The organism is Candidatus Bathyanammoxibius amoris, assembly GCA_024451685.1.
GTDB classification, from domain to species: Bacteria; Planctomycetota; Brocadiia; order Brocadiales; family Bathyanammoxibiaceae; genus Bathyanammoxibius; species Bathyanammoxibius amoris.
In genome coordinates, this window is the sequence record JAMXCW010000011.1 from 50,208 (window position 1) to 63,737 (window position 13,530).

The following is a 13,530-nucleotide window of genomic DNA, read 5'->3' on the forward strand; positions in this document are numbered from 1 at the left end:
AACGATGCTGCTCCTGGTCACAATGCCCACAAGTTTCTTCGGGTCTTCCTCGCTTACCACAGGCAGGCAATTGGCATCCAACATGCCGAACTCCGCAAATACGTCCGCCAGGCTGTCAGCGGGAGTTACCGTCAGCGGGTTCTGCAGTGTAACATCGTCCATGGCAATCAGACCCTGGCGGCTTTCGTCGTGGATAATGGTACGTACCTGTTGGAAGCCCACAACACCATAAAACTCGCCCTTTTCATCCAACACGGGGACCATATCTATCTTACTCTTGTACAAGATTCGCAGCATTTTAACAAACGACGTGTCCCTCGTAACGTGGGGGAAGTCCCTTTCCATAACGTCCGCGACCTGCACCCTTTCCAGAAGAGACATGTCTCGCCCCGTCTCTATGCGTTCGCCGCGGCGTTTATTCTTGAGGGTGTAGATAGAATCCTTCAGCAACCGCTTGGCGGTCATGGTGCTCAGCACACAGACAAGCACTACGGGGATGGCCTCATGGTAGTCGCCCGTCAGCTCGAACACAATAAATATCGCCTGGATGGGCGCGTGGGTCGCGCCTGCCAGAAACCCCGCCATCCCGGCGACACCGTAGGCCTCGGCCGATGCCATCTCAAAGGGGGCAATCTGGTGAAGCGCCAGTCCAAAACCGCACCCCATAAAGGCGCCGATAAACATAGACGGCCCGTATATACCTCCCGACCCGCCGGCCCCCAGGGTTACAGACACCAGGACTATCTTCATAAGGCACAGCATTATGATTAACGATATACTGAAGGAAGACGCGTCGCTGAATAGTTTGTCCAGGGTCCCGAAACCCAGTCCAAAGAGCTGGGGAAGGAAGATACCGACAACACCGATGATGGCCCCGCCTATCAAGGCCTTGGTTACATAGTGGACGTTTAGAGACTTAAAGACGTCATCCAGTATATAAAAGACCCGGGTAAAACCCGTAGCCAGAATTCCCGTGCATATTCCCAGTACACAGTACAGAATCAACTCCCAGGGGCTTTCCAGGATGAAGGGAGGCACAAGAAAGGCAGGGTCGTCTCCAATAAAGATTCGGGCCATCGCGGAGGCAACGACCGAGGCAATCAGAACCGGCGTAATATTTTCCAGCCCCAAATTCCCCAGGATAACCTCCGACGCGAAGATGGCCCCGGTTATGGGCGCGTTGAAAATGGCGGAGATTCCCGCGGCAGACCCACACGCCACAAGCGTCTTCATACTGTTTTCCGACATCTTCAGGGTCTGTCCTATGCTGGAGGCCAACACGGAGCCGACCTGCACACTTGGGCCCACCTGTCCCACCGATCCGCCGGAACCTATGCATATAGCGGAAACGACTGTCTTCACAAGCGCCACACGGGGACGCATCATCCCCGCCCTGCGGGCCATCGCGGACATAACCTCCGGCACACCGTGCCCCTTGGCCTCCACGGCATACCTGTTGGCGAGAAAGACGGCCACGACAAGACCCGCACCCGGAATCAGCAGCACCAGCAGCGTGGAGGCGGTAAATCCGCTCTCAAAAAAATTGCTGACGCTATGTATCCCCGCGGCCGGGAAGCTGTCGCCTACGTCCATAAATACATAGTCGTTCGACAGCACTATAAGCCATCTGAGAGCAACCGCGGCCAAACCGACCACGGCACCTATAAGCGCTGCGACTATAACCGTAAAGGTGGGGCCATACGACTTCAGCCGCAGAATAACTTCTGCGAATTTCTTCTCATACTGCCGTAAACGGTCTTTTGAGAAAAAATCCATTTTGCCTGCAAAATTAAGGGTATTCTGGATCAGAAATCAATGATTCTAAAGAATAACATAAAATAACCCCAAACTACGATAAATTCAATTCTGTTTCGGGTATCCCGGACTTTGGCAAAGGGGCCACGGGTAACAGGAACATTTTGCTGAGGCCGGAGGAACTCATTCCAAACCTTCCAAAAATCATCCGCCCACCCGTACGCTACCTGGACCTTTTCTGCCTTTTCGCCGCCACAGGGTATTTATAATCAAAATCCAGTGCCTGTCGAATTTAGGTTGACTTATTCCTGTTTATGTAGTAGATTTCGTCTTAAATTTTTTGTCTGCGGAACGGTATTGTATTAGGTTTAAAAGGAGGAGTGAGATGCGAACGAGGGTAGACCCGGATCTGTGTACCGGCTGTGAGCTGTGTGTGACTACGTGTCCGGAGGTCTTTGAAATGGAAGACGATAAGGCCATAGTGATTGGAAATTCGGTTCCATCGGAAGCAGAGGAAAACTGCAAGAAAGCCGCAGAGGAATGCCCTGTGGAGGCTATAATAATTGAAGAGTAACCGTGGGTAATCTGTCCCAGCTTGTCGAAGGGCAGCATCTTCCTGATGCTGCCTTTTCTTTCTCTAGAGCCTTCGCCCCTTCGCCCTTCTTCTTCTGATTATCGCCCTGCCGCCCTTCGTACGCATCCTGGCCCTGAAACCAAACGACCGCCTCTTCTTCAACGAACTCACTCGTATATTCTTCTTCAAAGCAGTCCCTCCTCAACATAACCAGCCGATAGTGCCTCCAAAGCCTAACAACGTATTCTAAAAGAAAAAGTTTGTCAAGAAGCGATTTGTCATAAGTTAAAGAAAAAAGGGTTGACATGTCCAGATGTAGTTGATAATATTCCTTTGCATTAGTTGTTGAATATCCTAATGTTATGGTGTTTAGCCTATCATAATGAATGCGCTGTGAAAAGAGGGGGGATACAAACTTATGCAAACCGTAACAAAAAGAGACCTCTGCGAGAACATCGCCAGGAAGACAAACGACACCCACACCACTGTCAAGGAAACAGTACAACTGTTCCTTAACGAGGTCATTTCCGAGCTTTCCCAGGGGCATCGCATCGAACTCAGAGATTTTGGAGTCTTTGAGATACGTCAGCGGGCAGCCAGAAAGGCGCGAAACCCGAGGACCGGGGCGGAGGCCTTTGTGCCGGCCAAGAACGTTGTCGTCTTCAAAGTGGGCAAGCTAATGAGAGAGAAGGTCGGCAGTACTATAATGTCCGCATAGCTCTCTGCCTTTCATAAAAAGGCATTACCTTGACCCCTCTGAACACTTTCGCCCTTATGATATCAAACGGGAGCTCGTAACAGGCCCAAGAGTTACAATCAGATAGATGAAGAATGAAGTAGGTATTGTAAGCTCGGTCGACGGCGGTAAGGCTGTAATAGAAATAAACAATGTCTCGCAAGAAGAATGTGCCCGATGCGGAGTTTGTGTCTCGGTCGGTGACACTACCAGATTGTTGGAAGTCGAATCCGTACCTGGACTTGAGGCCGGAGACAAGGTCACTCTCAAAATAGACTCTCCTTCTCTTTACAAAGGGATCTCCATACTTTTCTTCCTCCCTATAGTCTCGTTCATTACCGGCTGCCTCGTAGCGACAAAGATAGACTTTATCCTTCCAGCCGCAACAAACGCAAGGATGGGGCTTACCGGACTCCTTTTCTTCTTAGTCAGCCTGGGCCTGGCCGCTCTCTACGACAGAAAGGCAAAAAGAAATCTGCTCCCGCCGGAGATACTGTCCGTGGAAAATGGACGGTATGACGCTACGGAAAGAAAATATGCGGAAGGAAATTGAAGATTTCGTTGAGGCCCACCGCAAAGAACTCATCCAAACAACCTGTGACCTGATAGCCGCAAATACAGAAAACCCGCCCGGAAGGGAACGCCTGGCCTCCAACGTAGTAGAAGCGTACTTAGATGGTCTGGGTATACGCTATGAGACCTTCGAAAAGAAGCCTGAAAGGACGAACATAGTCGCCCGTGTCGGGGCGGGAAAACCGTCGCTCCTGGTGGCATGCCACCTGGACGTTGTACCCGCGGGCGACGGCTGGGACCATGACCCCTTCAGGGCCACGGTTACCAATGGAAAAATAATCGGCCGCGGGGCCTCAGACAACAAGGGCCAGATGGCCTCCTGCATGGTCCTGATAAAATATCTCAAAGACGTGGAAAACACCCTGAGGGGAGAGTTCATACTTGTCGGGGCGGCCGATGAGGAGAGAGGTTCCACACTGGGGCTTGAGTATCTTCTGGATGAATGCGGCCTCAAGGCCGATTTTGCCGTTATCCCGGACATCTCCCACAATATGAGAAAGATAGACGTCTGTGAAAAGGGGGCGCTGTTTATAGAGATTACGTCGTACGGTAAACAGGCCCACGGCTCACAACCAGAGCGGGGCATCAACGCCATCTGGAACATGGTGGCGTTGCTTAACGAAATCAGGTCGCTACCCTTTAGATGTACCTCCCATCCGCTCTTCACCCCGCCCACACTGAATCTGGGGACCATCGAGGGCGGCGCGGCGAGGAATATAGTACCGGGGAAGTGCCAGGTCGGTTTGGACGTCCGGTATCTCCCCGGTGAGACGAAGGACGAGATAGTAGACCGCGTCAACAAACTTATTGAAAAGGTAAGGCAGGATAACCCCCAGGCACGCTTTGAACTCACGGTAGGCTCTGACCTGCCCCCCTCCGAGGTCTCTCACGACAACCCCCTGATCGGGCCCATCCAGAGACATACGGAGGAAGTCCTGGGCACCAGGCCCGAACTGACCGGACTCTCCGGCGCCACCGTTACAAAACAGCTGCTGGACAAGGGCATAACGGCCGTAGGCTTCGGTCCGGGCGACGAGGAACAGGCCCACGTCGCAAACGAATCTATTGACATACAGCAACTGGTGGATTTCGCGAAGATAATGGCCCTGGTGAGCCGTGAACTATTAAGCTAGAAGAACCTTCCCGCCGACATACCCCTGCCGGCTAGGGCGGCAAGTTGAGTACCAGCAGCCTCGGTTCGGTCATCTCCTCGATGGCGTATTTGACGCCCTCCCGGCCCATTCCGGAGTCCTTCACCCCGCCATAAGGCATATTGTCCGCCCTGAATGTGGGGACGTCATTAACAATGATTCCACCCACCTCAAGCGTCTTGTAGGCAAGGAAGATATTGTTAACGTCACTGGTAAACACGCCTGCCTGGAGCCCGAAACGCGATTGGTTGACCTGTCCAACCGCCTGCTCAAACGAAGAGAACCTGGTTACTGTTACAACCGGCCCGAAGACCTCCTCACAGTTTATCTTCATATCCGGGCTTGTGTCTACGACAACGGCAGGCTCAATGATATTATTCCCGCGCAGTCTGCCGCCCGTAAGGACCTTCGCACCCTGCGACACCGCCTCCTTCAACCACTCGTCCACCCTCTTCGCGGCATCAGGGGTAATAAGCGGCCCGATGGACACATCCTCCTCCATCGGGTCCCCCATCTTCAGGTCCTTTACATGCCCTGTCAGCAGATCAAGGAACTCCTCGTAGACCTTGTCGTGCACGTATAATCTCTGCACGGATATGCAGGTCTGACCACTGTAGACGAACGCCCCGTAGGCTGAGCGCCCGGCCGCCAGTTCCAAGTCTGCATCCGCATCCACTATAGCACCGGCATTCCCACCAAGCTCCAGCACCACCTTCTTTTTTCCCGACAGGGCCTTCAGTCGCCACCCTACTCCAGAACTACCCGTAAACGTCAGCAACTTGAACCTGTCATCCTTCACCATCTTTTCGGCCATGGTTGAATCACACGGCAGTACGCTGAGCGCTCCGTCCGGGAGCCCCGACTCCATGACCACCTCCGCCAGCAGGAGCGCCGTCAGCGGGGTGGTGGAGGTCGGTTTAATTATGATGGTGTTGCCTCCGGCGATTGCCGGGGCGAGCTTGTGACATACAAGATTTATGGGGAAGTTAAACGGTGTTATACCCAGTATCGGGCCTACGGGGAATCGCCTTGTTATGGCCACACGTCCCCTTGCCGATTCCAGCAGGTCGAGCGGGAGTAATTCGCCGCCCACCCGCCTCACCTCCTCAGCGGCCAGCCCCATTATGTGAACAGCCCTCTCTGCCTCCACCCTCGACGCCTTTATCGGCTTGCCGGCCTCAAGGGTTATGATACGGGCAAATTCCTCACTGCGCCGGGCGATACCGGCGCCGATGTTGCGCAGGATTTCTGAGCGCCTGTAGGTGGGTAGTGAGCCCATCTCCTTTACGGCCGCCGCGGCAGCAACTGTGGCGTCCTCTACGTCGCCCTCCGTCGGCCTGTAGGTAATCCCGACCAGGCCGCCGTCATAGGGACTTATTACCTCAAGCGGCTCCTTGGAATCCCGCCACTCACCCGCTACCAGGAATTTATGTTCCGCCATGATATTTACCCCCCTTAAGTAGAACCTTATTATACACAACATTTAAATTATCAAATACTTGAAAATAGAGGCGAAACCGTCTATTCTCACTTATGCGATTTTCCAGGCTCCATCACCTACACTTCGTGTCCCGGACTTACGAAATGCAAGACGTCTCACTTAATGACTGTAAAGGATATTAATTGATATGATTACTTCCATGAAAAAAGCCTCTGTCCCGTTCCTTCTTACAATTATCGCCACACTGTCCCTGCTTGCAACCCCCACGGGCTGTATAGAGACCCAGACAGGCCCACAGGTAACCCGGCAGGAGATTAAGCACGAGACCCAGCGGATTGAGGTAAAAAGGCAGCAGTATAAAAAGGACAGGCGCCTCCACCCCTACGCCGGGTATAGCCTGGCGAAACAAGAACAGATAGTAAATGCCATAGGCCACAGAATCCTCCGGGAATCGGGGATTAATATGAACATAAAATTTACTGTAGACAAGAGCGAGCAAGTTAACGCCGCCGCATCACCCGGTCATATTTTTGTCACCACCGGCATGATGAGATTCGTAAGGTCTGAGGACGAACTGGCCAGTGTAATAGGCCACGAGATAGCCCACCTAACCAACGACCACGTGACAAAGTCCATGATAACCAACGTCCCGGTAATAATTGGCTCTATGATAGCCGACGCCCTGTCACCGGGGAGCGGCAAGGTTGTGCAGATGGGTGGGGGTGTTTTTACCCAGAAATACAGCCGCGACATGGAGAGAGAAGCGGATTATTACGGCATCACCTATGCGCATAATGCGGGATATAACGCGCGGGCCGGCGTATACGTCTGGGAGCGGTTTGCCCTGGAACTCCCACAGAGCCAGCAGGCAAACATCTTCGGCAGCCATCCTACCTCAACAGAGAGGATAATACGCGCGAGAAAGATCGCCGACAGCCTCCAGGGACAGGGTAAGGTAAGTCCGCCTTCACCAAAATAGAAGCTAGAGATTGTAGGGGCAGGTCTTGCGCCTGCCCTGTTTGGGCGACCGCAAGAGTCGCCCCTACGAATGTCGAGCAAGCTCGACCGCTACATACTTTCTTGTGTAGCGTGGCAACTTGCTGGCACGTTAAGACCTTGGGGTGTGTGGCACAGGCTCAAATTTTGCACCCCGCTGCTGGCTGGATTATCAGGCAGTGGCCGCTACCGGTTCTTTTTCGCCCGCGAGGCCGTACTTCTCGATGTTCTCGTCGGCTATCTGCTGGATCTTCTTTATCTCTTCCTCACCGCCGGGTTTTTTAAAAAGATGTTTGAAGCGGCCCTGCATCTTGAGGTATTCGGTGACGGGTTTTTTTGTCTTCGGTATTTTCCTGACCTTTGTCACAACGCCGTTTTCCATCTCAAAAACGGGATAAAGACCCGTCTCAACGGCCACTTTCGCCACCTTAATAGTCAGGGCGGGTTCACTCTTCCAGCCGGGGGGACAGGGTACGTGTATCTGGATGTATTTGGGGCCTTTTATTCCCAGCGCCTTCTTTACCTTCCTCTCAACGTCTTTGGGATATGCGATCGAGGCGGTGGCGACATACGGCGCACCGTGTGCGGCTACTATCGCGGGCATGTCCTTCTTCCGCAGCGGGTTTCCCCACGAGGCCTTTCCTGACGGGCTTGTGCGGGTATCACAGTTAAACGGCGTAAGACCGCTCCTCTGCACGCCCGTGTTCATGTACGCCTCGTTATCGTAGCAGACATAGAGCACGTCGTGGCCCCGTTCCAGCATACCGCTCAGACACTGAAGCCCGATATCGGCCGTGCCGCCGTCGCCACCCTGGGCGATTACTTTGGCCTCGTCCTCTCTGCCAAGGACCTTCAGAGCGACCTCTATGCCAGAGGCAACCGCCGCTGAGTTTTCAAACAGGGAGTGTATGAACGGCACGCCCCATGCGGACTGTGGCCAGCGGGTGGTAAAGACCTCAAGACAGCCCGTGGCGTCCGTGGTGATTATGTTAGGGCCGGCGGCGTCCAGTACAAGCCTCGCGCCCATGGCCTCTCCGCAGCCCGAGCATGCGGTGTGTCCGGGCAGCAGCAGATGCTTCTCCGTCATAAAATCCTATCCTCCTATCAGGGCCTCTTTCAGGTCAACAAACGTGTCTTCACTGCTGCACGTGGCCCTGTTGCTTATCACGTTTAATATGGTCTCTACGTTTATATCCCTGCCGCCGAGGCCGGCGATGTGTCCCTTTATCTGCGGTACGGCCTTCCTGCCGCAAAAGGCGGCCTTTATCTCCATCGTCAGCACGCCCCCGTAACCGGGGGAAAAGGCCCTGTCCATCACCAGAACGTCTTTCGCACCCTCCAGTGCCTTACAAACCTCTTCCTTCGGAAACGGACGGAATGCCCTGACCTTGAGCACGCCGACCTTCTGGCCCTCGCCTCTCAGTTTGTCAACGGCCTCCTTAATAGTGCTGATTATCGAACCCATCGCGACCAGGATTATCTCCGCATCATCTGTCATGTAGGTATCAATTAGTGCCCCCTGGTATCTCCCGATATTTTTTTTAAATTCATCGGCGACCTCGACTATCGCACCGGCCGAATCCATCAGGGCCTTGTCCAACTGGTAGCGGGATTCCATATAGGCCTCCGGACCCAGCATGGCGCCGTACGTCAGGGGATTCTTTGGTGTCAGATAGTACTCGGGCTTATAGGGCGGAAGGAACTCGTCCGCCTCTTCCTGAGAGAGAAGGTCCACCGGTTCGTAGGAATGGGTCAGTACAAAGCCGTCCATGCACACCATCACGGGCAGCAGGACGTCCGGGCGTTCAGCTATCCTGAAGGCCTGGAGGTGCAGGTCGGCCGCTTCTTGAATGTCCTCGGCGTAGAGCTGAATCCATCCCGCGTCCCTGACGGAGATGGAGTCCTGCTGGTCGTTCCATATGTTTATCGGTGAGGACACGGCCCTGTTGGCGCAGGTAAGAACGACGGGCAGTCTCATACCGGAGATATTGAAGAGCACCTCGGTCATAAGCAGCATGCCTTGTGAGGTGGTGGCGGTATACGTGCGCGCGCCTGTGGCGCTCGCCCCGAGGACCACCGACGCCGCGGAGAACTCGCTCTCCACGTTCACAGACTCGGCCTTGAGCCGGCCGTTGGCCACCATGGCAGAGAGTTCCTCAACGATATGCGTCTGCGGTGTTATCGGATATGCCGAGATAACGTTGGGCCTGCAGACCCTTACAACTTCCGCAACGGCCTTTGAACCTTCAGTGAACGTTCTTGCCACCGCTATTTCTCCTCAAGTACCATTTCTATGTCGTCCACGGGACACTCCTCGGCACACATGCCGCATCCCTTACAGTAGTCGGGATCGAAGTCAAACTTCTTCTCCGATATGCGGAGCACACAGCTGTCGGGGCAGACCGTGATACATATATTGCAGTCTATGCAGGTCTTTTGCTTGTAGACCGGCCTGTAATTCCTCCACGAACCCGTATGATTCTTCCTGCTTGTGCCGGACGGAATAATCCCACCAAGGATGACCTTCATTAACTCTTCTCCTTCATCAAATCATAACCCCTTTGGGCAGCAATAAGATTCTTTTTCGCGAGCTCGCTCGGAAACCGGTGTTCAATCGCCTTGCGTATCCCGTCAATACTTATCTGGCCGCTGGCGGCCGCGAAAACACCAAGGATAGTGGTGTTTACTATCGGCAGCCCCAGGGTCTCAATGGCCATCTCAGTCGCGGGCACCGTCTTTATCCGGCTGTTCAGGTTTAACCCAAGCTCCTCGGGTGTCTTCTTCGTGTTTACTATCACAAGTCCATCCGGCTTCAGGCCGTCCAACACCGGTACCGTATCAAGCAACGTGGCGTCTTGAACGATGATGTAGTCCGGGTGGTATATCGGCACCTTGATGCGGATGGGCTTGTCGTCTATTCTTACGTAGGTAACGACGGGAGAACCGGTCCTCTCGGACCCGAACGCGGGCATGGCCTGTGAGTATTTGCCGTCGCTGAAGGCAGCGAAACCAATCAGCTCACCGGAGGTAACTATACCCTGCCCTCCGCGGCCGTGAAGCCTTATCTCTTTCATCTCCCCTCCTCCAGGGTTACCACATGGCATGGCTGGAAAAAATAGCTGGGATTTAATATACGCCCGTAGCAGCCTCGCGCGGACACGTGAATATGTAATTTATATCATTTCCGGGACTTTATCAATCATATTTTTGTGGACTGGTTCGTCCTTAGGGGATACGGGATATGGCTTTATGGCAGGGCTTGTATGTTTATTTTCCTTCTTGTATCCTTGTATCAATGTCCTTTTACGGAAACGAATCATTCCTCGTCAAATATCTCAAACGGGCAGTTGGCCATCTCCATCAGTTTGTTTATGTCCGAGCCAAGGATAAAACGCGACAGGCTGGAGCGCTTTTTCCTGGTAACGATGGCGGTCTGCATCTTCTCCTCCGCCAAGAGTTTCTCACACTCTTCGAAGAAATCGCCCTCACGAAACACCGTCTTACAAGGCACATGCTCTTTATCGGCCATTGCCTTAATTTCACTCAGCAGGAGCTTGCCTCTTTCTTCATACTCTTCGAGGATGTGCCTGTATGCCTCCTCACTTGGCATATAGCCTAAATACGCCTCGTCCTCCAGCTTTCTGAAAATACTCTCCGGAAGCTTACTGTCCATTACAAACAGGACCATGAGCTGCAGGCCCCTCTTCCTGGTCAAATCGATGGCATGGTTTATCGACCTGCAGGAGAGTCTCTGTGTAGATATTATAAGAAGGACATTTTCCACTTCTTTATTATATCCAAACCCTCAAGAAAAAACCAGACGTCATCTTGAGGGCCGATTGTAGTGACTCTTCCAGGAGGCCCCGCACCAGGCCGGCTATTGTACGATGCCATAACCAAGCATGGGCCAGTAGTATTTTGCCACAAGCATAAACACCGCCCAGGCAATGATGTTCATGCACAGACCGGCCTTAACGAAGTCACCCCTGCCGAGAAACCCTGAAGAGTATGCGATTGCAGTCGCGGGAGTACCCATTGGCAGCATGAAGGCCAGCCCCGCTGAGAGGGTTACCGTAAAGGTCATTGTCTCGGGAGATATTCCGTATGTTCCTGCGATGCTCAGGCACACGGGCAACAGCACCGCCACTACAGCGGTGTTGCTCATCACTTCCGTCAGGAACTTGGCCAGGAACGCAATGATGGCCAGAAGCAGCAGGGGATGGTGTGTGGTATTTTCCACCAGGATGCCGGTCAACCAGAACGCGGCGCCGGAAGAATTCATCGCGCTGCCCAGCGCAATCGCCCCGCCATACATCAATATTATGCCCCAGTTCACACGCTGCTCTATCTGCTTCCACTCTACCAGCCTGAGTATAAACAGCAACACCACCGCCCCGAGCGCGGTGTTGGCAAGCCCTATCTGTTCCCGGAAAAATATCCAGCAGAAAATGGTCGCCACCATTATCGCGGTCACGGCATACGCCTCCGGACGCAGTTTGCCCATCGCCGCTCTCTGTTTTGTCAGGGCCCTGTGGGCTACCGTAATGTTCTTAATCTCACAGGGGAAAAATACCCGGAAGATGATTTCCCCAAAAAGCAGCATTACAATTACAATCGGCATATCCGCCACCATCCACTGCCAGAAACCCATCTTCACGCCTTCCACCTCTTCCAGCATCGCTATAGCCAGGGGCGCCCTCGCCCCGCCGAGGAAGGTCGCTATACCGCCTATGACGCAGCCCCAGCACATGGCGAGAAAAAGGGTCTTTCCGTAATTGCTCTTCTTGGGTATAAGCTTCTGTGCCGTCGCAATCTCGAAAACTATCATATACATCATGGCCGCGACGGCGTGCTCTGACATCCAGAAGGACATAAACGCACAGAATAGATATATGGTGCTCCTGAGGGCGATAGGGCTATTGCCAAAGGTCGAGAGGAGGTATACCGCCATGCGGGTGCTTATCCCGTGTTGTGCCAGGATTGCGGCCAGTATGAATGCGCCCAGGATGAAAAAAACCGCCTCATTTCCAAAAAGCGCGTACGCCTCCTTGGTCTCCATCACACCCAGGAGAGATATGAGCAGGATGGCCAGGATGCTGGTTATGTGAAGGGGAATTACATGGCTTATCCACAGACCGGCGCAAAGAACGAAGATAGCCAGCGCCTTATGGCCCTCAGGGGTCAGACCCTCAGGCGTGGGCAACAGAAGTATCCCGCCCGAAACGGCAAACAGGGCTATAATTATCTGATAGGACACGTTGTGCTTTAGAAACCGTGCGGCCCTTCCCAGGCGTGACCCTGCCCCGGTCCCCGCTCTGAGACTTGTACGCTTCTTTTTTAAGACGTGCTCAAGGTTTGATTTGGCCACAAGAACCCCTAGAAGCTCAACAGATATATGCAAACGTCTACTAAACAAGTAGACTTTTCGCCTAAAAAAATTTAGACCCCTAACCTACACGCTGTAAACCGCCCACACGTTCCGTCAGGTCGGCCAGTGTGGTGTCGTCCAGCACCCTGGCGACGGCGTCTCTAACGTCCTGCATAACGCTCTTTACGGCGCACCCCGTCTCTGCCGGACAGCTTTCATATTCGACCCTGCTGACACAGCCCATCGGCGCGATCGTGCCATCCAACACCCTTACAACCTCACCGACTGTAATCCGCTCCGGCGGTTTGGCCAGACTGTATCCGCCCCTCAGACCCATCCTGCTGTGAAGAATCCCCGCCTTCCTGAGGGTAAGGAGGATGTTTTCCAGGAATTTTGTGGGCAGGTTTTCGGCCTCGGATATCTCTTTAATGTGCACGGAACCTCTTTTGTAGCTTAGGGATAGACGGACAAGCGCCCTCAGGGCATAATCCGTCTTTTTTGAAAGTTTCATAGGTTTTCCTCAGGTTTCCCCGATATTAAAACAAAGTCTATAGAATTAGTAGAGATTATACAGGTTTCAACACCACTGTCAATCATTGTTTACAAGGGAAGAATGGTCAGATTACTGTGTGGACCTTGCCCTGAGTTCCTGCCACTTGACCTCGTTGTCCTGAAGTTCCTTCAGAGCCTCGGCCATGTCAGTGGCCGTATAAATAAGTTGAAAAGCAACATGTTCATGGTTTACGCTTTTGAGCGACTTAAGGGATCCCTGCAAATCACTAAGCCATGGTTTCTCCTGATAAGCTGTAGCAAGACATATCCAGGCCTTCATCGGACAACCCACCTCGGCCTGCGCTGAGGCAATACTTCTATAAGCGCTAATCTTATAGTCAGCCACTGTAATCCCTGCGGCCACCTCCTCGGCCAGAGCAATAG

General features: G+C 53.3%; 16 protein-coding genes. 5 read left to right on the forward strand and 11 right to left on the reverse strand.

Annotated features, from left to right (window positions below; all coding sequences use genetic code 11):
- A partial coding sequence (locus NOU37_07325; GenBank protein MCQ4575037.1) for a chloride channel protein occupies window positions 1–1,776 on the reverse strand: 1,776 nt, incomplete at its 3' end.
- Between the two features lie 364 nt (window positions 1,777–2,140).
- Here NOU37_07325 and NOU37_07330 point away from each other — a divergent pair.
- Complete coding sequence (locus tag NOU37_07330) at window positions 2,141–2,329, forward strand: ferredoxin (GenBank protein MCQ4575038.1); 189 nt, start codon at window positions 2,141–2,143, stop codon at window positions 2,327–2,329.
- 63 nt (window positions 2,330–2,392) lie between these two features.
- Here the strand turns inward: NOU37_07330 and rpmH are convergent, their stop codons facing one another.
- Window positions 2,393–2,518 (reverse strand): 50S ribosomal protein L34, encoded by a 126-nt coding sequence (gene rpmH, locus NOU37_07335; GenBank protein ID MCQ4575039.1) that lies wholly within the window; start codon window positions 2,516–2,518, stop codon window positions 2,393–2,395.
- Between the two features lie 229 nt (window positions 2,519–2,747).
- Here rpmH and NOU37_07340 point away from each other — a divergent pair, with 229 nt between their 5' ends.
- From NOU37_07340 to NOU37_07350, 3 genes are all read left to right on the forward strand, one after another.
- Complete coding sequence (locus NOU37_07340) at window positions 2,748–3,047, forward strand: integration host factor subunit beta (protein ID MCQ4575040.1); 300 nt, start codon at window positions 2,748–2,750, stop codon at window positions 3,045–3,047.
- A 106-nt stretch (window positions 3,048–3,153) separates the two neighbouring features.
- A complete protein-coding gene (locus NOU37_07345) occupies window positions 3,154–3,618 on the forward strand; it encodes a SoxR reducing system RseC family protein (GenBank protein MCQ4575041.1) in 465 nt (154 codons plus the stop codon).
- Complete coding sequence (locus NOU37_07350; GenBank protein MCQ4575042.1) at window positions 3,602–4,771, forward strand: ArgE/DapE family deacylase; 1,170 nt, start codon at window positions 3,602–3,604, stop codon at window positions 4,769–4,771. Before NOU37_07345 ends, NOU37_07350 begins: the two co-directional genes overlap by 17 nt.
- Window positions 4,772–4,802: 31 nt before the next feature.
- On the opposite strand, the gene NOU37_07355 is transcribed toward NOU37_07350, so the two are convergent.
- Window positions 4,803–6,230, reverse strand: a complete 1,428-nt coding sequence (locus tag NOU37_07355; GenBank protein ID MCQ4575043.1) for an aldehyde dehydrogenase family protein — start codon at window positions 6,228–6,230, stop codon at window positions 4,803–4,805.
- 187 nt (window positions 6,231–6,417) lie between these two features.
- On the opposite strand from NOU37_07355, the gene NOU37_07360 reads away from it, so the two are divergent.
- On the forward strand, window positions 6,418–7,209 hold the full coding sequence (locus NOU37_07360) for a M48 family metallopeptidase (GenBank protein MCQ4575044.1): 792 nt from the start codon (window positions 6,418–6,420) through the stop codon (window positions 7,207–7,209).
- A gap of 189 nt (window positions 7,210–7,398) precedes the next feature.
- On the opposite strand, the gene NOU37_07365 is transcribed toward NOU37_07360, so the two are convergent.
- The 8 genes from NOU37_07365 to NOU37_07400 form a co-directional block, all read right to left on the reverse strand.
- A complete protein-coding gene (locus tag NOU37_07365) occupies window positions 7,399–8,313 on the reverse strand; it encodes a thiamine pyrophosphate-dependent enzyme (GenBank protein ID MCQ4575045.1) in 915 nt (304 codons plus the stop codon).
- A gap of 6 nt (window positions 8,314–8,319) precedes the next feature.
- Complete coding sequence (gene porA / locus NOU37_07370; GenBank protein MCQ4575046.1) at window positions 8,320–9,492, reverse strand: pyruvate ferredoxin oxidoreductase; 1,173 nt, start codon at window positions 9,490–9,492, stop codon at window positions 8,320–8,322.
- Window positions 9,493–9,494: 2 nt separating this feature from the next.
- The gene (locus NOU37_07375) at window positions 9,495–9,755 is read right to left on the reverse strand and encodes a 4Fe-4S binding protein (GenBank protein MCQ4575047.1); all 261 of its coding nucleotides are present in this window, start codon (window positions 9,753–9,755) and stop codon (window positions 9,495–9,497) included.
- Complete coding sequence (locus NOU37_07380) at window positions 9,755–10,300, reverse strand: pyruvate ferredoxin oxidoreductase subunit gamma (protein ID MCQ4575048.1); 546 nt, start codon at window positions 10,298–10,300, stop codon at window positions 9,755–9,757. Before NOU37_07380 ends, NOU37_07375 begins: the two co-directional genes overlap by 1 nt.
- 242 nt (window positions 10,301–10,542) lie before the next feature.
- Entirely contained in the window at window positions 10,543–11,010 is a 468-nt protein-coding gene (locus NOU37_07385; protein ID MCQ4575049.1) for a universal stress protein, read from the reverse strand.
- 93 nt (window positions 11,011–11,103) lie between these two features.
- Complete coding sequence (locus NOU37_07390) at window positions 11,104–12,594, reverse strand: DASS family sodium-coupled anion symporter (protein ID MCQ4575050.1); 1,491 nt, start codon at window positions 12,592–12,594, stop codon at window positions 11,104–11,106.
- A gap of 79 nt (window positions 12,595–12,673) precedes the next feature.
- Window positions 12,674–13,105, reverse strand: a complete 432-nt coding sequence (locus NOU37_07395; protein MCQ4575051.1) for an Rrf2 family transcriptional regulator — start codon at window positions 13,103–13,105, stop codon at window positions 12,674–12,676.
- 111 nt (window positions 13,106–13,216) lie between these two features.
- A partial coding sequence (locus NOU37_07400) for a hypothetical protein (GenBank protein MCQ4575052.1) occupies window positions 13,217–13,530 on the reverse strand: 314 nt, incomplete at its 5' end.